Consider the following 20,934-nt stretch of genomic DNA (forward strand, 5'->3'; position numbering starts at 1 on the left):
TCCACCTTGAAGCCTGGACTTCATGATTGACCTGCGCCGACTGCATGTCCTCAGGGCGGTGGCCCACTACGGCACGGTCACCGCGGCCGCCAACGCGCTGCATTTCACCACGTCGGCGGCCTCCCAGCAGATCCGCCAGCTCGCCCGCGACCTCGACGTCGACCTCCTCGAACCGCAGGGCCGCGGGGTACGGCTCACCCCGGCCGCCGAGAGTCTGCTCGCGCACGCGGACGCCATCCAGGCCCGCTGGGAGCAGGCCGAGCTGGACCTGCGCTCCGAACACGCGCCCGCCGGCCCGCTCAGGGTGAGCGGGCCCGCCACGGCCGTGTCGGTCCTGCTGGCCCCGGTGGCGGCACGGCTGCAGCAGCGGTACGCCCGGCTGTCCGTCCGTATCCAGGAGGTCACCGGGACCGAGAGCTTCGACCTGCTCTTCGAGGGGGAGACCGACCTGTCCGTCGTCGAGGCCAGCCCGCACAACCCGCCGCTCGGTGACGCCCGCTTCGACCAGCAGCCGCTCCTGGATGACCCGTTCGACCTCGTCGTCCACGAGGACCACGCGCTGGCCGGACGCGAGCTGATCGGTCTGTCCGACGCGGCGCACGAGAACTGGATCGCGCCGATCGCCGACCCCTGCCGTACGCATGTGATGTCGGCGTGCGGCGAGGCCGGCTTCAGCCCCGGCATCGTCCATCACGCCCTGGACTGGAACGTCACCGCCCACCTGGTGGCCAACCGTCTCGGCATCGCGCTGATCCCACGGCTGGCCCAGCTGACCCCGCACCTGCCGATCACCCGGGTCCGCTGCACCGGCAACCCGCACCGCAAACTCCTCACCTGCACCCGCCGGGGCGGCCGGGAGCGGCCGGCGGTCGCCGCTGCGCTGGACGAACTCCGGGAGTTGGTGCCTACGGCGGTGGCGTGAGTCGTGGGGCGTGAGTCGTGGGCCGTGGGCCGTGAGTCGGGAGCCGTAAGCCGTGGGTGCCGTGGGCCATGAGCTGTGGGCCGTGAGCCGTCGTTCAGGGCCGGGAGCTTGGCGGCGCGAAGGGGGCCGGAGCCCAGTGGCTCCGGCCCCCTTCGGACTTCGGACCTGCGCGGTCCGGATCAGGCGGCGACCGCCTCATCCGCATGGCCGTGCAGACGGGCGACGACCTCGGTCAGCTGCGCGGCGACCTCGGCGTCGTCGGCCGGGTGGGTCTCGGCGAAGCGGGTCACCGAGCCGGGGATGGAGAGCTTGACGTCCTCGAGCACCTTGCCGCCGGCGATGCCCACGGCCTTGCGGGTCTCGTCCTGCGCCCACACGCCGCCGTACTGGCCGAACGCGGTGCCGACCACGGCGACCGGCTTGCCGCCGAAGGCGCCGGAGCCGTAGGGGCGGGACAGCCAGTCGATGGCGTTCTTGAGGACGGCCGGGATGGTGCCGTTGTACTCGGGGGAGAAGAGCAGGAAGGCGTCGGCGGACTGCGCGGCCTCGCGGAGCTTGGCGGCGGGGGCCGGGACGTTGCCCTCGACGTCGATGTCCTCGTTGTAGAACGGGATCTCGGCCAGACCCTCGAAGATCTCGACGTCCGCGCCCTCGGGCGCGAACCTGGCGGCCGCCTCGGCGAGCTGGCGGTTGTGGGAACCGGCGCGAAGGCTGCCGACGAGCGCGAGGATGCGGACAGACATGGGGACTCCAAATGAGGGGGGTGAAACACTGCCGTTACGATCCGGACCGAGGTCCGGTTATTTGTTGTAGCACCATAACCGGACCACGGTCCAGTTTTGTTCCCCATGCTTTACGCTGTCTTCATGTCCGCCACCCTTCCGCCCTTTCCGAGGCCTCAAGAGCCCGTCGGCGAGCCCGAGTTGTTGCAGCTCAGCGGTGCCGACGACGAGCCCTGCCTGCGGGCGGACGCCGCGCGCAACCGGGCCAGGCTGCTGGAGGCCGCCGCCCGGTTGATCGCCGAGCACGGTGTGGCGGCGGTCACCATGGACGGGGTGGCGGCTGCCGCCAATGTGGGCAAGGGCACGGTCTTCCGGCGCTTCGGCGACCGCACCGGGCTGCTGATGGCGCTCCTCGACCACTCGGCGCGCAAGCTGCAGGCGGACTTCATCGGCGGGCCGCCGCCACTGGGCCCGGGTGCGCCGCCGCTGGAGCGGCTGCGGGCGTTCGGCGTGGCGATGCTCTACCGCACGGCCGAACAGCTGGACCTGCAGCTTGCCGCCCAGCCCGAGCCGTCGCGCCGCTACATCCACCCGTCGGCCGGCGCCCTCACCATGCACGTCACGATGCTGCTACGCCAACTCACCCCGACCGCCGACTGCGACCTGCTGGCCCAGTCCCTCATGGGCTACCTCGACCCCGCCCTGATCCACCACCTGACCAGACAGCGCGAGATGCCCATGGAACGACTGGAGGAGGGCTGGATCGACCTGGTCGCGCGGGTGACGGGTACGGCTGCGCCGGGCTGAGGTGCGGGGCCGGCTCAGGCGTGCCCCGCGAACATGTCCAGCAACCCCTGTGGGGCATCAGCTCGGAACAGCATGGCGCCGCTGGCTGCCGACTCGCGGGCGGAGAGTTCGCTGCGTCGGAACATCTCCTCCTCGTAGGCCGTGAGGGCCGCCTCCGTGTCTCCCGGGTGTGCGGCCAGGGCGAGGCCCAGTTCGGCGCCGTCGAGCAACGCGAGATTGGCGCCCTCGCCTGCGAAGGGTGACATCAGGTGGGCGGCGTCGCCGAGCAGGGTCACGCCCGGTACCCGCGGCCAGCGGTGCCCCGCGGGCAGGGCGTGGATGCGTCGCGGCACCAGGGGGCCGTCGGCGTCCGCGATCAGGGCTCGTAGGCTCTTGTCCCAGTCGGCGAAGTGCTCGAGGACCTGCGCCCGGGCCGCCTCGTCGTCGCCGAAGTCGATGCCGTCGAGCCAGTCCTCGGAAGCCTCCACGGCGGCGTAGACATGCAGGCTCCCGTCGGTCTCGCGGTGTGCGAGGAAGCCGCGGCCCGCGCCGAGCGCGAACAGCATGCCGCCGCCGACCACCTCGGCGCTCACCGGGTGCCGCAGGTCCGCGTCCTTGAGGTCCGCCTCGACGAACGAGACGCCGGTGTAGGCGGGTTGGGCGTCGGAGAGCAGCGGGCGGATCCGGGACCAGGCGCCGTCGGCGCCCACCAGGAGGTCGGTGGTGAAAGCAGTGCCGTCGGCCGGCGTCACCTCGTGGCGGCCGTCGCCGAGGGGGCGGACGCCGGTGACCTTGGCGCCCCAGCGCACGGCGCCCTCGGGCAGTGAGTCCAGCAGCAGATCGCGCAGGTCGCCGCGGTCTGTCTCGGGGCGTTCGCCCCGGTCTCCGTCGGACTGTTCCAGGCGGACCACGGCGTCCTTGTCCAGCACCCGGGTGGCCTCACCGCCGGGATGCACAAGGGCGCGGAATTCCTCCAACAGACCTGCGGCGCGCAGCGCCACCTGCCCGGAGTCGTGATGGATGTCGAGCATGCCGCCCTGCGTGCGGGCGGCGGGGGAGGCGTCCAGGTCGTAGAGGGCGGCCTCGATGCCGTGCACATGCAGCACACGGGCGAGAGCGAGGCCGCCGAGACCGGCGCCGACGATGGTGATGGGGTGATGCGTCGTCATGTCGTACTCCTTGCCATGTCGTTCCGAGGGTCAGTCGGGCGCGGGGGCGTGCTCGATGCCGGCGATGAGCGTCCGCAGCCCCCAGGACAGGCGCTCGTGCGGCGCTCCCGACAGCAGTGCGCTGCCGAGCGCGGCGATGTGCGGATGGGTGCGCTCGGAGGCGTCGCGCACCACACGGCGCAGGGCGTCCCAGTCCTCCTCGGACGCCTCGTCCGCGCTGTGCTCGGCGGCCGTCGCGGTGGCGTGCTGCAGCAGCAGGTCCACGCCCCACGCGGCCTGCGCGGGCGGCACACCGCCCTCGTCGAGCAGACCCAGCAACGTCTCGATCAGAGCGAGGTAGTTGGGTCCGCTCGGCCGCGCCGTCAGCGCGGAGCGTGCCAGGCTCGGGTGCTCGAAGAGCATCGTGGTGTACGCGGTCAGCACCTGCTCCAGACGCTCCCGCCACGACCCCTCGGCCGGCGCGGGACCGACGGTGCCCAGCAGTTCGTCCAACACCGCGGCATGCAGCTCCGCGGTGTTGCGGACGTACACGTACAGCGAGGCCGGGCCGGTGTCGAGCTCCTGCGCCAGCCGCCGCATGGTCACCTTCCGCAGGCCTTCGGCGCGCAGCACCGCGACCGCGGCGGCGACGATGCCCTCCCTGGTCAGGGCGGGCTTGGCGGGCCGCTCACGGCGGCTGCGCGGGGTATCGGGTCGGTCCGTCATGCCTCCACGGTAACGAACATGTTCGTTGCGAACAAGTTCGGCACGAACATGTTCGTCGACACTCGGCCGTGGCCCGGCCGTGACCCGGCTGTGGCCCGGAACACAGGTTCTGCAAAGATGCCGTACGTCATGGTGCAGATACCGAAAACGCCCGCGCACGCGTCTCCCGCATCGCGCTCCGTGCCCACGAGCGCCGACGTGGCCCGCCTGGCCGGCGTCTCGCGCGCGACCGTCTCCTACGTCCTGAACAACACCAGCGCCGTACGGATCAGCGAGCCCACGCGCCGCCGGGTCCGCGAGGCCGCCAAGGAACTCGGGTACGTGCCGCACGCCGCCGCCCGCAGCCTGCGCGCCGGACACAGCCGTATGGTCCTGATGCCCGCCCCCAGCTTCCCGGTCGGCCCGCTCTACAGCCGGTTCATCAGCGAACTGCAGTGGGCGCTCGGCCGCCTCGACTACACGGTCGTGCAGTACGGCTCCGTCGGCGAGTACGGCGACGAGGCCGCCCGCGCCTGGGCCGAACTGCGCCCCGTCGCGGTCCTGGTGCCCGGCGCGGGCCCCCTCGGCCCGCAGGGCGTGACCGTGCTCAAGCGCTCCGGCGCGCGCGCCGTCGTCACCCTCGGCGCCGAGTCCGTCGACGGCGCCCACGCCCTGCTCATGGACCACGAGGCCGTCGGCCACTGCGCGGCAAGCCATCTCTTCGACCGCGGCCGACGCCGTATCGGCGTGGTCGTGCCCGAGGAGGACGGCCTGGAGTCCTTCTCCCTGCCACGGCTCGAAGGGGTCCGCCAGGCCCTGCAGGGCACCGACGCCACCGTCACCGAACTGCCCCTCGCCTACGAGGAGGAGTGCGCCACCCGCCTCGCGGCCCGCTGGCGCGACCTCGACCTCGACGCCGTGTTCGCGTACAACGACGAGTACGCGATGCTGCTGATGCGGGCCCTGCAGGACGCGGGCCTGACCGTCCCCGAGGACGTGGCCGTCATCGGTGCCGACGACCTGATGCTCGGCCGGCTGCTGCGGCCCCGGCTGAGCACGGTCCACATCGAGCTGCCGTCCGGCCGTGACCTCGCCGACTGGTCGACCGCGCGGTCCGCAACCCCGGCGCCGCACCCGAGACGCACAAGGTACTGGGAGCCACGGTGATCCACCGCGACTCCAGCTGAACCGAGGAGGGCCCATGCGCACGACAGTCGGCATCATCGGCGGCGGCCCCGCCGGGCTGCTCCTGGCCCGGCTGCTGCACCGCACGGGCATCGACTGCGTCCTCCTGGAGGCCCGCGACCGGGAGTACGTCGAGCACCGCCAGCGCGCCGGCATGCTGGAACAGGGCACGGTCGACGCACTCCACGAGGCCGACGCCGCCGAGCGGCTGCACGCCGAGGGTCTGGTCCACCAGGGCATCGAGCTGCGCTTCGACCGGGAGCGCCACCACATCGACTTCCCCACCCTCACCGGCGGCCGCACCGTCACGATCTACGCCCAGACCGAGATCGTGAAGGACCTCGTCGCCCTCCAACTGGCCGAGGGGCCACCGCTGTTGTTCGAGGCGGAGGCGCTCGTGATCGAGAAGCCGGAGAGCGCCTCGCCCCTCGTGCGCTTCGTGCACGAGGGCCGCGAGCAGACCCTGACCTGCGACTGGGTGGTCGGCTGCGACGGCTTCCACGGCATCTCCCGCGACACCTTCCCGGACGCCGTCAGCCGCTCGTACGCACACGACTACCCGTACTCCTGGCTGGGGATCCTCGCCGACGTGGCGCCCTCCTGCGAGGAGCTGATCTACGCGCGCGGAGAGGCCGGGTTCGCCCTGCACAGCATGCGCTCCCCGCATGTCTCCCGGCTGTATCTGCAGGTCCCCAACGGCACCGACGCGGACGACTGGCCCGACGACCGCATCTGGGACGAGCTCGCCGCCCGCTTCGCCATCGACGCCGACTGGACCCTGCGCCGCGGCCCGATCACCGCCAAGTCCGTGACACCGATGCGCAGTTACGTCCACGAACCGATGCGCCACGGACGGCTGCTGCTGGCCGGCGACGCCGCCCACATCGTGCCCCCGACCGGCGCCAAGGGCCTCAACCTCGCCGTCTCCGACGTCCGCGTCCTCGGCCGCGCCTTCGCCGCACTGCACCGCACCGGATCGGAGGAACTCCTCGACGCCTACTCGCAGATGTGCCTCGCGCGCGTGTGGCAGGCCACGCGGTTCTCGTACGACATGACTAAGATGTTGCATGCTCAACCAGACGGGGATGCGTTCGAGAGCCGTCTGCAGTTGGCACGTCTGCGCCGGATCGCCGCATCCCGCCACGCGGCCGCCGAACTGGCCGCGAACTACACGGGACTTCCGCTCATGCCGTGAGTCCCACCGGCGACGAAACGGAGAGCCGTCATGCCGCTGCTCGACCCGAAGACCTGGCAACCCCACTCCCTGTCGGGGCCCGAGTACGCCGTCACGGAGCCCGCCACCGGCGACACGCTCGCCACCGTCACCCTCGCCTCGGCCGACGACGTCAGCACGGCCTCCGAGGCCGCCCGCGCCGCCCAGACCGCATGGGCGCGCGCCCCGCACTTCGTCCGCGCGGGCGTCCTGCGCAAGGCCGGCGACCTGTTCACGGCACACGCCGACGAACTGCGCGAGTGGATCGTGCGCGAGTCCGGTTCCATCCCCGGCAAGGCCGACTTCGAGCTGCACGTCGCCGCCCAGGAGTGCTACGAGGCCGCCGCCCTCGCCTCCCGCCCGGCCGGTCAGGTCCTGCCCACCGAGGCGCCCCGGCTGTCGTACACGCGACGCGTCCCGGTCGGCGCGGTGGGCGTGATCGCGCCGTTCAACGCCCCGCTGATCCTCTCGATCCGCTCCGTCGCCCCGGCCCTCGCCCTCGGCAACGCGGTCGTCCTGAAGCCGGACCCGCGCACGGCGGTCTGCGGCGGACTCTCCCTCGCCGCGGTGTTCGCCGAGGCAGGCCTTCCGGACGACCTGTTGCACGTGCTGCCGGGCGGCCCGGACGTCGGCCAGGCGCTGGTCGCCGACCCGCGCGTGCCCGTCATCTCCTTCACCGGGTCCACCGCGGCGGGCCGCGCGGTCGGCGAGGCGGGCGGCCGCCACCTCAAGCGCGTGCACCTGGAACTCGGCGGCAACTCCGCCATGGTCGTCCTGGAGGACGCGGACCTCGACGCCGTGATCTCGACGGCCGCCTGGGGGTCCTTCTTCCACCAGGGCCAGATCTGCATGACGACCGGACGGCACCTCGTCCACCGGTCGATCTACGAGGAGTACGTCGACCGTCTGGCGGCCAAGGCCGACTCGCTCGCCGTCGGCGACCCGCACCGCGCACAGGTCCACCTGGGCCCCATCATCGACGACGCCCAGCTCACCAAGGTGCACCGGCTCGTGCAGGACAGCACCGCCGGCGGCGCCAGGCTGGCCGCGGGCGGCACCCACGAGAAGCTCTTCTACCGGCCCACGGTCATCGCCGGCGTCGACGACCGCAGCCCCGCCTACGCCGAGGAGGTCTTCGGACCGGTCGCGCCCGTACGCCCCTTCACCACCGCCGACGAGGCGGCGGCCCTGGCGGCGAACGGGGAGTACGGCCTCTCGCTCGGCATCGTCACCCGTGACGCGGCCCGCGGCCTTGATCTGGCCGAGCGGATCCCGACCGGGATCGTGCACATCAACGACCAGACGGTCAACGACGAGGCCGTTGCCCCCTTCGGCGGCGTCGCCGCGTCCGGCACCGGCGCCCGCTTCGGCGGCGAGGCCAACCTGGAGGCCTTCACCGACGTGCGCTGGACGACGGTGCGCGGTGACGTCGCGCCGTATCCCTTCTAGGGCCTACCGGCCGTTCTGTTCCAGGGCCTACCGGCCGTTGTGCCCCAGGCCCTACTGGCCGTTCTGCTCGGCCTGGGCCTGCTGCTGCTCGACCGCCTTGCGGACCTCGTCCATGTCCAGGTTCCGGGCCTGCCCGATGACGTCCGTGAGGGCGGCCTCGGGCAGGGCGCCCGGCTGCGCGTACACGGCGACCTGGTCGCGGACGATCATCAGCGTCGGGATCGACTGGATGCCGAAGGCCGCGGCCAGCTCCGGCTGCGCCTCGGTGTCGATCTTGCCGAACACCAGGTCGGGGTTCTCCTCGGCCGCCTTCTCGTAGACCGGCGCGAACTGACGGCACGGGCCGCACCAGGACGCCCAGAAGTCGATCAGGACGAACTCGTTGTCCGTGACCGTCTGGTCGAAGTTCTCCTTGGTGAGCTCCACGGTGCTGCTCATGACGCGAATCCCTCTTCCTGCTGTCGATGGCGAAGCCGTCGGCACAACGCGGCCGACCGGTCACGTATTCCGCGCCCCTACCCGTGTGGCCTGAGCGCACACCACCCACCAGACTGAGCCCATGACGGAATCGGAAACCATCGCGTACGACGTCGTGGTGCTCGGGGCCGGGCCCGTGGGGGAGAACGTCGCCGACCGCACCCGCGCGGCCGGCCTGTCCACCGCGGTCGTGGAGCGCGAGCTGGTCGGCGGCGAATGCTCGTACTGGGCGTGCGTCCCCAGCAAGGCCCTGCTGCGCCCCGCCCTCGCCCGCGCGGACGCCCGCCGGGTCCCCGGCCTGCGCCAGATGGTGCAGGGCCCCCTCGACGCGGCCGCGGTCCTCGCACACCGCAACTACTACACATCCGACTGGCACGACGACGGCGCGGCCCAGTGGCTGGACGGCATCGGCGCCGATCTGTACCGCGGCCAGGGCCGCCTGGACGGCCCCCGCACGGTGACCGTCACCGGTTCCGACGGCAGCCGCAAGGTGCTCACGGCCCGGCACGCCGTCGCCGTCTGCACCGGCACCGACGCCGTGCTGCCGGATCTGCCGGGCCTGGCCGAGGTCAAGCCGTGGACCAGCCGTGACGCCACCAGCGCACAGGAGGTGCCGGGCCGTCTCGTGGTGGTCGGCGGGGGAGTGGTCGCCACCGAGATGGCCACCGCCTGGCAGGCGCTCGGCTCGCAGGTCACCCTCCTCGTCCGCGGCAAGGGCCTGCTCAACCGCATGGAGCCCTTCGCCGGCGAGTTCGTCGTCGAGGCGCTCACCGAGGCCGGCGCCGACGTCCGCACCGGCACCTCGGTCGCGTCGGTCACCCGCGAGAACGGCACGGTCGTGGTCGTCACCGACAAGGGCGACCGTATCGAGGCCGACGAGATCCTCTTCGCCACCGGCCGCAGGCCGCGCACCGAGGACATCGGCCTGGACACGGTCGGCCAGGAGCCGGGCGGCTGGCTGTCGGTCGACGACAGCATGCTGGTGACCGGCAGCGACTGGCTCTACGCGGTCGGCGACGTCAACCACCGCGCGCTCCTCACCCACCAGGGCAAGTACCAGGCCCGTATCGCGGGCGCCGCGATCGCCGCCCGCGCCTCGGGCGTACCGATCCTGGAGTCGGACCCCTGGGGCGCTCACGCGGCCACCGCCGACCACCACGCCGTCCCGCAGGTCGTCTTCACCGACCCGGAGGCGGCGGCCGTCGGCCTCTCCCTCGCGGAGGCCGAACAGGCCGGATACCGGGTGCGGGCCGTCGACGTCGACATGGCCTCCGCGGCCGGAGCGGGCCTGTACGCCGACGGCTACCGCGGCCGCGCCCGCATGATCGTGGACCTGAACGAGGAGATCCTGCGCGGCGTCACCTTCGTCGGGCCCGGCGTCAGCGAACTCATCCACTCGGCGACCATCGCGGTCGCCGGTCAGGTCCCGATCAGCCGGCTCTGGCACGCGGTCCCGTCGTTCCCGACGATCAGCGAGGTCTGGCTGCGGTTGCTGGAGACGTACCGCGACAACTGACGTACCCGTACGGAGAGTTCGGCGCCCCCGCCACGGTCAGCCGTGGCGGGGGCGCCGTTTTGGTCACGGCAGCGGGAACCCGAGCGCCCGTGCCGCCTCCTCCGGGCCCGGCTGGGTCCACCGCTGCGCCATCGCCTCGTTGGACGACAGCGAGCGAAGCTCCGCGCGGTCGAGGTACAGCGTCCCGTCGAGGTGGTCCGTCTCGTGCTGGACGATCCGTGCGGGCCAGTCGCGGACGACCTCGTCCAGCGCGCGGCCGTGCTCGTCCTCGCCGGTCAGCCGCACCTCGCGATGCCGCGCCACCACCGCCGCCCAGCCCGGCACGCTCAGACAGCCCTCGAAGAAGGCCGCACGCCGCGAACCGACGGGCTCGTACGACGGGTTGACCAGAACGCGGAACGGCTGCGGCTCCCGGCCGCGCGCCAGCCGTACGTCGTCCGGCACCTCCGCCGGGTCCTCGATCACCGCGATCCGCAGCGGCACACCGACCTGGGGCGCGGCGAGGCCCACGCCCGGCGCGGCACGCATGGTGACGCGAAGAGCCTCGACGAAGCGGGCCAGCAGGGCGGAGTCGAGCTGACCGTCGAAGCGCTCGGCGCCGCGCCGCAGCACCGGGTCCCCGGCGGCGACGATGGTCAGCGGGCCGTCGGCGGCGAGCAGCGCCTCGACCTGTTCGGCAAGAGGCGGATGGTTGGGGGGAGTTGCCATCGGGCCAGGATGCCACGGCCTCCCGCCACCCCTGTCGCGCCTTGTGACACAGACCACTTGACCCTCCGGGGAACTCGGCGCGCGCTCCCTCCGACTACTGGACCGCTACGACTCTCACGTCCCCGTCCCCGTCCCCGTCCCCCGGAGCAGCCCTCAGATGTCCACCGCCCCCTCGACGACCACAGACGAGGCCCCGCCGCCGGCCACCACCCCGGCGCCGTCCCCCAGCCGCTGGGCGCCACTACGCCCCCTGGTGCTGCGTCTGCACTTCTACGCCGGAGCCCTCGTCGCACCCTTCCTGCTCGTCGCGGCGGTCACCGGGTTTCTGTACGCCGGCTCGTTCCAGGCCGAAAAGCTGGTCTACGCCGACGAGTTGACCGTCGCCCGGGTCGGCGACACCGAACTGCCGATCTCCGACCAGGTGGCCGCCGCCCGCAAGGCCCACCCGGAGGGCATGGTGTCGGCGATACGGCCCGCCACGGAGGCCGACGCCACCACCAGGGTGCTGCTGTCCGGCGTCAAGGGCGTCGACCCCGACCACTCCCTCGCCGTCTTCGTCGACCCGTACACCGGCGAGGTGCGCGGCGCCCTGGAGCAGTACGGCTCCTCCGGCGCGCTGCCGCTGCGCACCTGGATCGACGAGTTCCACCGCGATCTGCACCTCGGTGAGACCGGGCGCCTCTACAGCGAGCTCGCCGCGAGTTGGCTGTGGGTGATCGCGGGCGGTGGCCTGGTGCTGTGGTTCTCCCGCCGCCGCGCGCTGCGCAAGGTCCGCGGCACCAGCGGCCGGCGCCGCACCCTCGGCCTGCACGGCACGATCGGCGTCTGGGCCGCCGCCGGGTTCCTCTTCCTCTCGGCGACCGGTCTGACCTGGTCGACGTATGCCGGAGCGAACATCGACGAACTGCGCACCTCGCTCGGCCAGGCCACCCCGTCCGTCTCCGCGACGGCGGGCGGCGAGCACGCGGGCCACGGCGCCGCCGCGTCCACGGGGGCCGGTGAGCACGGCGTGGGCCTGGACAAGGTGCTCGCGGCGGCCCGCGCCGAGGGGCTGGGCAACCCCGTGGAGATCGTGCCGCCCGCCGACGCGGACTCGGCGTACGTGGTCAGTCAGATACAGCGCAGCTGGCCCGAGAAGCAGGACTCGGTCGCCGTCGACCCGGCCAGTGGCGAGGTCACCGACGTGCTCCGGTTCGACGACTATCCATTGCTCGCGAAGCTGACCCGCTGGGGCATCGACCTGCACACCGGCAACCTGTTCGGACTGGTCAACCAGATCGCCCTGATGCTGCTCGCGCTCGCCCTGATCCTGCTGATCGTCTGGGGTTACCGCATGTGGTGGCAGCGCGGCCGCGGCTCCGCCTTCGGCCGGCCGATCCCGCGTGGCGCCTGGCAGCAGGTGCCTCCGCTGTTCCTCGTCCCGGCGGTCGCGGTCGTCGCGGTCGTCGGCTACTTCGTGCCCCTGCTCGGGATCACGCTGACCGCCTTCGTCGTCGTGGACGTCGTGCTGGGCGAGATCGCGCACCGGCGGGCCCGGTCGTCCACGGCGGCCGGATGACGATGGCCGGGCCCGGCTCCTGTGGGGAACCGGGCCCGGCCGTGGGGCGGCGCGACCTCGCTCAGACCTCGGTCACACCTAGGTCAGACCTCGTTCAGGCCTGCTCAGACCTGCTCGAAGTCGCCCGCCAGCGCCGAGGCGATGCGCAGATGCGTGTCGGCCTCGTCCTGCCGTCCCTGCCGCTCCAGCGTGCGGCCGAGCATCAGCCGGGCGTAGTGCTCCACCGGGTCGCGCTCGACGATGACCCGCAACTCGGTCTCCGCGCGGCGCAGTTGGGCCGAGTGGTAGTAGGAGCGTGCCAGCAGCAGTCGCGGGCCGGTCTGCTCCGGTACCTCCTCGACGAGACCGCCCAGCACGCGCGCCGCGGCGGCGTAGTCCTTGGCGTCGAAGAACATCTGCGCGCGCTCCCAGCGCTCTGCCGGTGTTCCGTGGTCGTAGTACGTCGTGTCCACTCGTGACCTCCTTCGAGGGCCACAACGGATCCGAGGTAGTTCAATATTCCACTACTTGGCGTGGATCACCTTGGGGTGGGTCACTTGGTGAGGGCCGCGAACTCCGCGTTCGCCCGTTCCGTGATGAGGGTCAGCACGCGTCCGGCGACGGCGAGGTCCTCCTTGGGGATGCCCGCGTAGATACGCGCCGAGATGGGCGCGGTCTCCGCCGAGGTCGTCTCGTACAACTCCCGTCCGGCGTCCGTGATCCGCACCTGGGACGTCCCCTCGGGGGCCAGGAGCCCTGCCGCGATCAGCTCGTCCACCACGGAGTCCGCCTCCGCCGTGTCGATCTTCAGTGAGCCGACGATGCCGTCGGTGATGGCGGCCCGGCCGACCGGTCCCTCGGCGACGGCCGCGAGTCGTAGAGTGACGGACTGCTGGAATGTCACGCCGTGACGGGCCAGCACGTTTTCCAGGAGGGCGCGGCCCGCGTAGTGGGCCAGGGCGATGACCCGGGGGTCGAGCAGGGGAGTGGTGCTGGGGGTGGTGGTCATGACTGCTCCTTGTCGGATTCGCTGTCCATGGCTGCATGGTCGAGCGGTGCGTCGAGCAGGGTCGCGAGGTCGCGGCTGAACTCCCGCGCGCGCGGGCTGTCGAGGCCGCCGAGCGGTCCGAGCAGCTGCTGCAGCAGTCCGTGGACGACCTTGATGGCGCGTGCGGTGACCTCCTGGCCCTGTTCGGTGAGGGCCAGTTGCACGGCGCGGGGGTCCCGGGGGTCCCGGGTGCGTTCGAGCAGGCCGGCCGTCTCCAGGGCGCGGGCCAGCTTGGACACGTAGAGCGGTTCGAGCCCGGTGTGGTCGGCGAGCCGGCGCTGGCTGGGGCGCTCTCCGCCGCCCTGCATGCCGTACAGCGAGGCCACCAGCGAGTACTGCGCGTGCGTGAGACCGAGCGGGGCCACCGCACGGTCGACCGCCACACGCCACTTCATCGACAGACGCCACACCAGAAAGCCGGGCGTCGCCTTCTCCAGACCTTGGCTCATGGCAAATACAGTACATGGCTACTATAGCCATGGCTACTATTGAGAACGCGGACCGTACCGCCCGGGTGACGGACTGACGTACCGCCCCCGACAGGACTACCTTGGCGCCATGAGCAATCTTGATCGCGAGGCCGTTCCCGCTCTGTGCGGCGGCCGCGGCTTCGTGGTGGCGGAGCCCGTGCGTGAACTCCTCAGCCCCCGCCGCGTGAAGCTCGGCGAGTCGACCGAAGTCCGCCGACTGCTGCCGAACCTGGGCCGCCGCATGGTCGGCGCCTGGTGCTTCGTCGACCACTACGGCCCCGACGACATCGCCGACGAGCCCGGCATGCAGGTGCCGCCGCACCCCCACATGGGACTGCAGACGGTGAGCTGGCTGCACGAGGGCGAGGTCCTGCACCGCGACTCCACCGGCAGCCTGCAGACCATCCGCCCCCGCGAACTGGGCCTGATGACCTCGGGCCGGGCGATCAGCCACTCCGAGGAGAGCCCCCGGCCGCACGCCCGTCTGCTGCACGGCGCGCAGCTGTGGGTGGCTTTGCCGGACGGCCACCGCCACACCGACCCGCACTTCGAGCACCACGCCGAACTGCCCCTCGTCACCGCGCCCGGCCTCAAGGCCACGCTGATCCTGGGCGACCTCGACGGCGCCACCTCGCCCGGTACGACGTACACCCCGATCGTCGGCGCCGACCTGGCCCTCGCGCAGGGCGCGGACGTACGGCTTCCGCTCCAGCCGGACTTCGAGTACGCCGTGCTGTCCATGTCCGGCGAGGCCCACGTCGACGGCGTGCCGCTGCTGCCGGGCTCGATGCTCTACCTCGGCTGCGGCCGCACCGAACTCCCGCTGCGCGCCGAGTCCGACGCCGGGCTGATGCTCCTGGGCGGCGAGCCGTTCGAGGAGGAGCTGATCATGTTCTGGAACTGGATCGGCCGCACCCAGCAGGAGATCGAACAGGCCCGCACGGACTGGATGACCGGCACGCGCTTCGGCGAGGTGAAGGGCTACGACGGTGACCCGCTCCCGGCGCCCGAACTGCCCCCGGTCCCGCTGAAGCCGCGGGGAAGGGTGCGCTGACCGTGTGGCGACGCACGCTGTGCAGGGGGAGAAGGAGCCGGTGAGCCGGCGCAGGGGCGTACTGGTGACCGGCGGTTCGCGCGGCATCGGGCGGGCGGTCGCGCTGGCCTTCGCCGAAGGCGGCGACCGTGTCGCGATCCAGTACGCCGGCCGCCGCACGGACGCCGAGGAGACCCTGCGGAAGCTGCCGGGCCAAGGACACGCACTGCTCCAGGCGGACCTGGGCGAGCCCGACGCGGCGGAGCGGCTGGTGGCCGAGGCGGTGACCGCGCTGGGCGAGGTGGACGTGCTGGTGAACAACGCGGGCCTCGCGCCCACGGCGGACACCCGACACACCATTTCCGACGTCCCGTTGGCCGACTGGCAGCGGATCTGGCGCCGTATGGTCCAGGTCAACCTGCTCGGCGCGGCCGACCTGAGCTGGGCGGTCGCCCGCCATCTGATCGACCGCGGTGCGCACGGAGCGATCGTGAACATCGGCTCTCGCGGTGCGTTCCGCGGGGAACCGGACTTCCCGGCCTACGGGGCGACCAAGGCCGCACTGCACGCTCTCGGCCAGTCGTTGTCCGTGGCGCTAGCCCCGCACGGGATCTCCGTCACCTCCGTCGCGCCCGGCTTCGTGGCCACCGAACGGCAGGCCGCGAAGCTCTCCGGGCCGGAAGGCGAACGGCTGCGGAACGAAAGCCCGTTCGGCAGGGTCGGCACCCCGGCCGAGATCGCCGCCACGGTCCACTTTTTGGCGTCCGACGCGGCGGTCTGGGCCTCGGGAACCGTCGTCGACGTGAACGGCGCGTCGTACCTCCGCACTTGATCCCTTACGGCCGCGCAGGTATGCGCGAAATGGGGCTGACGATCAAGGAAAAGGCCGATTGTCAGTGGTGCGTCCTACTCTCGCCATATGACCTACAGCGTCTGGCACAGGGGCCTCGGCATCACGCTCGATCTGACCGAGGCGGATCTCGGGCACCCCGAATACCCGGGGCTGCTCGACGAGATATACGGCAATTACCAGCCCGATCTTCTCTACTGCCTGGAAGCCCACGAGGACGAAGGGTTCGTCTGCCCCGGCTTCATGGCTATCCGCAAGGTCAGCGGCCGCCCGCACGCCATGCATGTGGCAAAAGGGGAACGCCGCGAGACAAAGGCGGAGAGTGATCTCCACAAAGCCCTGAGGGATTACACCGCCGAGGTCGCCTCGGACGAGGGTTTCCGGGTCACGCGGACGGAAGACGCCGGCAGCGGAAAAGGGCGCACGGACGTGACGGTGGAAGGCGCCGGCACACACCGGCTCGCGTACGAAATACAACTCGCGGCGATAGCGGGCGGCTCCGTGGACGACCGCACCCGCCGCGCCCGCGTGCAGGGCCTCACCCCGCTGTGGCTCGTCAACAACGAGAACGCGATCCCCATCGACCGCGCCCCCTGGGCCCGGCTGAACGTGCAGAGCTGGCGCGACGTCACCGACCGCGCGGCCCTTCCGGTGCGCGGCGGGATCAAGCATCTGCACATGTCCCGCTGCGACTGGAGCAACCCGGTGCCGTGCCGCAGCCGGGGCGCCGGCCGCTGCGGCGGCAGGCACGCGCTGTGGGAACCGGTGCGGGGTCTGTACTACGACGACGTCATCCGCCGTACCGCCACCGGCGAACTCGTCTCGCTCTACCTGCCCCACCCGGCGGGTCGCCGCGGCTGGCACATGTGGGTCACCCCGGGCGACAAGGAGGAGTTCCTCGAAGGACGCCCCGAGCCCGTGCCGGGCGCCCCGCCGGAGAGCGGGCCGGACGGCGCGCAGCCGCTGCCCGTTCCCCGGGCGGAGGCGGGGGCCGACGGACCGGGGGACGGCGTGCGCTGCGAGCTCACCCGGGCGCGCGACGACGAGCGGCCCATCGACGCCTCGCTCTGGCACACCGAACCGGGACCGGCCGCGTTCTCCCGGCCCTTCACGGTGGGCGAGTTCGTCATACCCGGCGACCTCGTGGCGGCACGGCGCACCTTCACCCGGGCCCTGGAGCACAGTGCCGACATCGCGGCGCACCTACCCAGCGGTGCGGACATCGTGGCGGGACGCGCCGAGATCACCGCGGAGCAGCGGGAGCGGCTCGGGGACGCCCGGGAGCGCTGCCGGCGTCTGGCCGAGGAGATGCACACCCATCCCTGGTGGGAGACGGTCGGCGATCGCCATGCCGCGCGCGAGGCGCTGGCGTATGCGGCCACTCATGACTCCGCGTTCTAGAGGTATCGACCTGGACCGTGGTCTCTGCCGGCGAAAGGAAGGCTGGACTATCCGTCCAGGAGCTAGACTGCTAGTCTAAGGAATATGGCCGCACAACAGACTCCGCCCCCGACCCCGAACACCGAGCGCGATGCGATCCTCGCCGCGCTGCGCTCCGTCGTCGACGGGCTCGTGGCCACCTTCGGGCCGATGTGCGAGGTCGTCCTGCACGACTACCGGCGGCCGGAGCAGTCGGTCGTCGCCGTGGCCGGTTCGGTGACCGGGCGGGCCGTGGGCGGGGCGATGAGCGAGATCGGCATGCGGATCCTCGCGCGCGGCGACGAGGCGGCCGACGACCTGAACTACGTCACCCGCACCGGAGCCGGCAAGCTGGTCAAGTCCTCCACGATGGTGCTGCGCGACTCCACGGGAGCGGTGTTCGGCGCCCTGTGCGTCAACGTCGACGTCACCGTGGTGAGCGAAGCCCAGGCGCTGCTCGGCGGACTGGCCGGCCCCTCGGCCGCATCCGCCGAACCACCGGTGACCGCCTTCGGCAACGACATCGACTCCGTCGTGGACGCCATCCTCGACGCTCACCGGCTCGGGCGGCACCAGAGCTGGTCCGCGCTCGACCGCACCGAACGCCTCGACCTGTTCCACAGCCTCGACGAGCACGGAGTGTTCGCCGTGCGGCGGGCGGTCGAACAGGTCGCCGCCCGGCTCGGCATCTCCCGCGCCTCGGCCTACAGCTATCTCTCCCAGGCGCGCGCCGCCGCCGACCCGACCACCACCTAAGGACACGCGTGACGACCACCACCGCACCCGTCACCCTCGACTCCATCCGTGACGCCGCCGCCCGGATCAAGGGCGTCGCCCACCGCACCCCGGTGCTGCGCTCGCGGACCCTCGACGCGCTCGTCGGCGCCGAGGTCCACCTCAAGTGCGAGAACTTCCAGCGCGTGGGCGCCTTCAAGTTCCGCGGCGCCTACAACGCGGCCTCCCGGCTCACCCCGGAGCAGCTGTCGCGCGGCATCGCGGCCTACTCCTCCGGCAACCACGCCCAGGCCGTCGCCCTCGCCGCCCGTGAACTCGGCACCTCCGCCGTGATCGTCATGCCTGAGGACACCCCGCGCTCCAAGCGCGAGGCCACCCTCGGCTACGGCGCCGAGGTCGTCACCTACGACCGCTACACCGAGGACCGTGTCGCGGTCGGCGAGGCGCTGGCCGCCGAGCGCTCCCTCGCCCTCATCCCGCCCTACGAGCATCCGCACGTCCTGGCAGGACAGGGCACCGCGGCACTCGAACTCCTGGAGGAGACCGGCGAGTTGGACGCGCTGATCGTGCCCGTCGGCGGCGGCGGGCTGATCGCCGGCTCCGCCACCGCGGCCAAGGGGCTGCACCCCGGGATCCGGGTGGTCGGCATCGAGCCGGAGGCAGGCGACGACACCAAACGGTCCCTGGAGGCGGGACGGCGCGTCACCATTCCGGTGCCGCGCACGATCGCCGACGGACAGGCGGCCGAGACGCCCGGCGAGCTGACGTTCTCCGTCAACCGCAGGCTCGTCGACGGGATCGCCCTCGTGTCCGACGACGAGATCCGGGACGCCATGCGCTTCGCCTTCGAGCGCCTGAAGATCGTCATCGAGCCGAGTGGCGCCACCCCGCTGGCCGCGCTGCTCGCCGGGCGGGTGGAATCCCTGCCGCCGCGGGTCGGCGTCATCGTCTCCGGCGGCAATGTGGACGCGGACCGGTTCGCCCGGCTGTGCGGCCGGGTGGGGGAGTCATGACCAGAACTCGTTGCTCCTGTCGATGTCTTCGACGCATTCGTCGAGGTCGGTGATCTTGTCCCCGACGATCCGGAAGATGATCCCTCCCGTCTCGTCGATCTTCTTGCCGTTCCGCTCTGCGGTGAAGCGATGGAGGGAGACGGCGTGGCCACGGCCGTCCACGAGGATGCTGCGCACCTCGACCCGGACAGTTCCGCCCGTCTCCTCGAAGAGGCGTCGGTACATGTCGAGCGTCGCGTCCACTCCCTTGAAGTCCCCGGACAGTGGATGGCTTCCGGGTACGTGGTGGGTGGCATCCCCCGTCATGAGCGAGCGAAGGGTGTCCATGTCACCGCGTGAGAAGGCGTCGTATCCCCTGCGGACGAGCAGTGCGTGAGGGTGTTCAGCCACGATGATCGCCACCTTTCCGATGGTTCGGCGATAGCGGCCTCGGGCCCCATTCTGCGCTCGTATGACCATTTTGTCCGCGCGGCGGCACCCGAATGGCGTCGCCGACTGGACAGGCGGACGATGGTGTGGTCGGCGGGGCTCGCAACGAAGGGAGCCGTCATGATCGAGGTCAAGGCTGTCGACAAGCCGGACGAGCGGCGCGACTTCCCGCGCGGCCATCTCGAAGCCGTCCATATGAGCGGGCTCGACTTCGCGGTGGGCACCTTCGAGCCGGGCTGGCGCTGGTCGGAGTCCGTGGCGCCGATCGCCGGGACGGAGAGCTGCCAGGTCCATCACAACGGCTACTGCGTCTCCGGGCGCATGCAGATCCGCATGGACGACGGCGGCGAACGCGAAGTGGGACCGGGCGACGTCTTCGTCGTCAGCCCCGGGCACGACGCCTGGGTCGTCGGCGACGAGCCGTGCGTGGTGTACGACTTCGCGGGCGGTATGGCGACGGACTACGCCAAGGCCAAGGGATAGGTGCGACGGAAGGGCACCGGACGGAGCACGCTCACACGGTGATGACGATCTTCGTGCGGGCGTGCTCCACCTCCAGGTGACGGATCGCCGCCGGCGCCTCGTCGAGCGGATAGGTGCGCTCGATGTGCGGGGTGAGTTTCCCGGACTCGACGAGCTCCCGGAGCGTGGCCAGGTTCTTCTTGCTCGCCTTCGCGGGGAGTTGAAGGACACGCTGCCTGACGAAGGGAGCCAGGGCGCGACCCTTGATGAACAGGCCCAGCGGGCCGAACAGGCTGCCGCCCTCGAACACACCGCCGCCGGACAGCACCAGCGTCCCGGACGGGGTCAGGGCGCGCCGGAACTCGCTCAGGGAGTGGTTGCCGACCAGGTCCAGGACGACGTCGTAGCGGTCCTTGCCGCGGGTGAAGTCCTCACGCGTGTAGTCGATGACGTGGTCCGCGCCCAGGGAACGCACCAGGTCGACGTTCCTGGAGCTGCACACACCCGTCACCCGGGCGCCGTACGCCTTGGCGATCTGCACGGCGAACGGGCCCACACCGCCCGAGGCGCCGTTGATCAGCAGGCTCTGGTCCGCCCGCAGCCCCGCCACGTCCCGCAGGCCGATCAGCGCGGTGTTCGCCGCCAGCGGCAGGGCCGCCGCCTCCTCGAAGCTCAGGCCGTCCGGCTTGCGGTCGACGCAGTCGTCCGCCGCGCACACGTACTCCGCGAACGCCCCGTCGGCCTCGCCGAACACCTCGTCGCCCGGAGCAAGCCCCTTCACCGCGCTGCCGACCGCCTCCACACGGCCCGCGAAGTCCCGGCCCCGGATCCGCTCCTTCGGGCCGCGCAACCCCATCGAGAGCCGGGCGATCCTCGGGTCGCCGTGCAGGAAGTGCCAGTCGTAGGCGTTGACCGCCGCCGCGTGCACCCGCACCAGCACCTCGCCCTCGGCGGGCACCGGCCTCGGCACCTCCGTCACCTTCAGCACGTCCGCGGAGCCGTACCGGTCCTGCGTCACTGCCTTCATGAGAGCCCCCCTCTGCTTGTCTGGAGCGTAGAGAAGGGACGACCGTACGGAAATCGGGGACAAGCCCTAATCCCCGGGGA

22 protein-coding genes and 1 pseudogene are annotated in these 20,934 nt (G+C 71.7%); 13 read left to right on the plus strand and 10 right to left on the minus strand.

Translation table 11 applies throughout. From position 1 onward, the window contains the following. The first annotated feature begins 22 nt into the window (after positions 1-22). Positions 23-922, plus strand: a complete 900-nt coding sequence (locus tag MQN93_RS20500) for a LysR family transcriptional regulator (RefSeq protein WP_016430858.1) — start codon at positions 23-25, stop codon at positions 920-922. Positions 923-1,101: 179 nt separating this feature from the next. Here MQN93_RS20500 and MQN93_RS20505 read toward each other — a convergent pair whose 3' ends face one another. Continuing rightward, complete coding sequence (locus MQN93_RS20505) at positions 1,102-1,665, minus strand: NAD(P)H-dependent oxidoreductase (RefSeq protein WP_016430857.1); 564 nt, start codon at positions 1,663-1,665, stop codon at positions 1,102-1,104. A 105-nt stretch (positions 1,666-1,770) separates the two neighbouring features. Here MQN93_RS20505 and MQN93_RS20510 point away from each other — a divergent pair, with 105 nt between their 5' ends. Further along, positions 1,771-2,451, plus strand: a complete 681-nt coding sequence (locus MQN93_RS20510; protein WP_242710694.1) for a TetR/AcrR family transcriptional regulator — start codon at positions 1,771-1,773, stop codon at positions 2,449-2,451. Between the two features lie 14 nt (positions 2,452-2,465). On the opposite strand, the gene MQN93_RS20515 is transcribed toward MQN93_RS20510, so the two are convergent. Further along, positions 2,466-3,599: an FAD-dependent oxidoreductase gene (locus MQN93_RS20515; RefSeq protein WP_242710695.1), complete on the minus strand. Its 1,134-nt coding sequence runs from the start codon at positions 3,597-3,599 to the stop codon at positions 2,466-2,468. Positions 3,600-3,629: 30 nt separating this feature from the next. Continuing rightward, positions 3,630-4,304 carry a TetR/AcrR family transcriptional regulator gene (locus tag MQN93_RS20520; protein ID WP_242710696.1) on the minus strand — a complete coding sequence of 225 codons (675 nt, stop codon included), beginning with the start codon at positions 4,302-4,304 and terminating at the stop codon, positions 3,630-3,632. 117 nt (positions 4,305-4,421) lie between these two features. Between MQN93_RS20520 and MQN93_RS20525 the strand changes: the two are divergent. The 3 genes and pseudogenes from MQN93_RS20525 (at position 4,422) to MQN93_RS20535 (ending at position 8,130) form a co-directional block, all read left to right on the plus strand. Further along, positions 4,422-5,470: pseudogene (locus MQN93_RS20525) on the plus strand (LacI family DNA-binding transcriptional regulator). A 14-nt stretch (positions 5,471-5,484) separates the two neighbouring features. Further along, complete coding sequence (locus MQN93_RS20530; RefSeq protein ID WP_242710697.1) at positions 5,485-6,663, plus strand: 4-hydroxybenzoate 3-monooxygenase; 1,179 nt, start codon at positions 5,485-5,487, stop codon at positions 6,661-6,663. Between the two features lie 30 nt (positions 6,664-6,693). Next, positions 6,694-8,130, plus strand: a complete 1,437-nt coding sequence (locus MQN93_RS20535) for a benzaldehyde dehydrogenase (RefSeq protein ID WP_242710698.1) — start codon at positions 6,694-6,696, stop codon at positions 8,128-8,130. Between the two features lie 51 nt (positions 8,131-8,181). Here MQN93_RS20535 and trxA read toward each other — a convergent pair whose 3' ends face one another. Further along, entirely contained in the window at positions 8,182-8,568 is a 387-nt protein-coding gene (gene trxA / locus MQN93_RS20540) for a thioredoxin (protein WP_016430850.1), read from the minus strand. A 121-nt stretch (positions 8,569-8,689) separates the two neighbouring features. Here trxA and MQN93_RS20545 point away from each other — a divergent pair, with 121 nt between their 5' ends. Further along, positions 8,690-10,123 carry a dihydrolipoyl dehydrogenase family protein gene (locus MQN93_RS20545; protein WP_242710699.1) on the plus strand — a complete coding sequence of 478 codons (1,434 nt, stop codon included), beginning with the start codon at positions 8,690-8,692 and terminating at the stop codon, positions 10,121-10,123. Positions 10,124-10,186: 63 nt separating this feature from the next. On the opposite strand, the gene MQN93_RS20550 is transcribed toward MQN93_RS20545, so the two are convergent. Then, complete coding sequence (locus tag MQN93_RS20550) at positions 10,187-10,831, minus strand: peptide deformylase (protein ID WP_242710700.1); 645 nt, start codon at positions 10,829-10,831, stop codon at positions 10,187-10,189. A 157-nt stretch (positions 10,832-10,988) separates the two neighbouring features. Here MQN93_RS20550 and MQN93_RS20555 point away from each other — a divergent pair, with 157 nt between their 5' ends. Then, a complete protein-coding gene (locus MQN93_RS20555; RefSeq protein WP_242710701.1) occupies positions 10,989-12,389 on the plus strand; it encodes a PepSY-associated TM helix domain-containing protein in 1,401 nt (466 codons plus the stop codon). A gap of 104 nt (positions 12,390-12,493) precedes the next feature. Here the strand turns inward: MQN93_RS20555 and MQN93_RS20560 are convergent, their stop codons facing one another. The 3 genes from MQN93_RS20560 to MQN93_RS20570 form a co-directional block, all read right to left on the minus strand. Next, positions 12,494-12,841 carry a tetratricopeptide repeat protein gene (locus MQN93_RS20560; protein WP_016430846.1) on the minus strand — a complete coding sequence of 116 codons (348 nt, stop codon included), beginning with the start codon at positions 12,839-12,841 and terminating at the stop codon, positions 12,494-12,496. 80 nt (positions 12,842-12,921) lie between these two features. Further along, the gene (locus tag MQN93_RS20565) at positions 12,922-13,377 is read right to left on the minus strand and encodes a winged helix DNA-binding protein (RefSeq protein WP_242710702.1); all 456 of its coding nucleotides are present in this window, start codon (positions 13,375-13,377) and stop codon (positions 12,922-12,924) included. Beyond that, positions 13,374-13,865 (minus strand): MarR family winged helix-turn-helix transcriptional regulator, encoded by a 492-nt coding sequence (locus MQN93_RS20570; RefSeq protein WP_242710703.1) that lies wholly within the window; start codon positions 13,863-13,865, stop codon positions 13,374-13,376. The genes MQN93_RS20565 and MQN93_RS20570 overlap by 4 nt, the downstream gene beginning before the upstream one ends. Positions 13,866-13,974: 109 nt before the next feature. Between MQN93_RS20570 and MQN93_RS20575 the strand changes: the two genes are divergently transcribed. The 5 genes from MQN93_RS20575 (at position 13,975) to MQN93_RS20595 (ending at position 18,936) form a co-directional block, all read left to right on the plus strand. Next, positions 13,975-14,940 carry a pirin family protein gene (locus MQN93_RS20575; protein ID WP_242710704.1) on the plus strand — a complete coding sequence of 322 codons (966 nt, stop codon included), beginning with the start codon at positions 13,975-13,977 and terminating at the stop codon, positions 14,938-14,940. A 4-nt stretch (positions 14,941-14,944) separates the two neighbouring features. Continuing rightward, positions 14,945-15,751 (plus strand): SDR family NAD(P)-dependent oxidoreductase, encoded by an 807-nt coding sequence (locus MQN93_RS20580; RefSeq protein ID WP_242710705.1) that lies wholly within the window; start codon positions 14,945-14,947, stop codon positions 15,749-15,751. 87 nt (positions 15,752-15,838) lie between these two features. Further along, positions 15,839-17,170: a DUF8825 domain-containing protein gene (locus tag MQN93_RS20585; RefSeq protein ID WP_016430841.1), complete on the plus strand. Its 1,332-nt coding sequence runs from the start codon at positions 15,839-15,841 to the stop codon at positions 17,168-17,170. Positions 17,171-17,254: 84 nt separating this feature from the next. Further along, the gene (locus MQN93_RS20590; protein WP_242710706.1) at positions 17,255-17,944 is read left to right on the plus strand and encodes a helix-turn-helix transcriptional regulator; all 690 of its coding nucleotides are present in this window, start codon (positions 17,255-17,257) and stop codon (positions 17,942-17,944) included. An 8-nt stretch (positions 17,945-17,952) separates the two neighbouring features. Then, positions 17,953-18,936: a pyridoxal-phosphate dependent enzyme gene (locus MQN93_RS20595; protein WP_016430839.1), complete on the plus strand. Its 984-nt coding sequence runs from the start codon at positions 17,953-17,955 to the stop codon at positions 18,934-18,936. Here the strand turns inward: MQN93_RS20595 and MQN93_RS20600 are convergent. Beyond that, positions 18,931-19,326: a nuclear transport factor 2 family protein gene (locus MQN93_RS20600; protein ID WP_242710707.1), complete on the minus strand. Its 396-nt coding sequence runs from the start codon at positions 19,324-19,326 to the stop codon at positions 18,931-18,933. The two genes, MQN93_RS20595 and MQN93_RS20600, sit on opposite strands and share 6 nt — an antisense overlap. A gap of 159 nt (positions 19,327-19,485) precedes the next feature. Between MQN93_RS20600 and MQN93_RS20605 the strand changes: the two genes are divergently transcribed. Then, the gene (locus tag MQN93_RS20605; protein WP_016430837.1) at positions 19,486-19,848 is read left to right on the plus strand and encodes a cupin domain-containing protein; all 363 of its coding nucleotides are present in this window, start codon (positions 19,486-19,488) and stop codon (positions 19,846-19,848) included. Positions 19,849-19,879: 31 nt separating this feature from the next. Here the strand turns inward: MQN93_RS20605 and MQN93_RS20610 are convergent, their stop codons facing one another. Then, complete coding sequence (locus MQN93_RS20610) at positions 19,880-20,854, minus strand: NAD(P)-dependent alcohol dehydrogenase (protein WP_242710708.1); 975 nt, start codon at positions 20,852-20,854, stop codon at positions 19,880-19,882. Positions 20,855-20,934 lie beyond the last annotated feature (80 nt).

The organism is Streptomyces spinosisporus, assembly GCF_022698145.1.
Lineage (GTDB): Bacteria > Actinomycetota > Actinomycetes > Streptomycetales > Streptomycetaceae > Streptomyces > Streptomyces spinosisporus.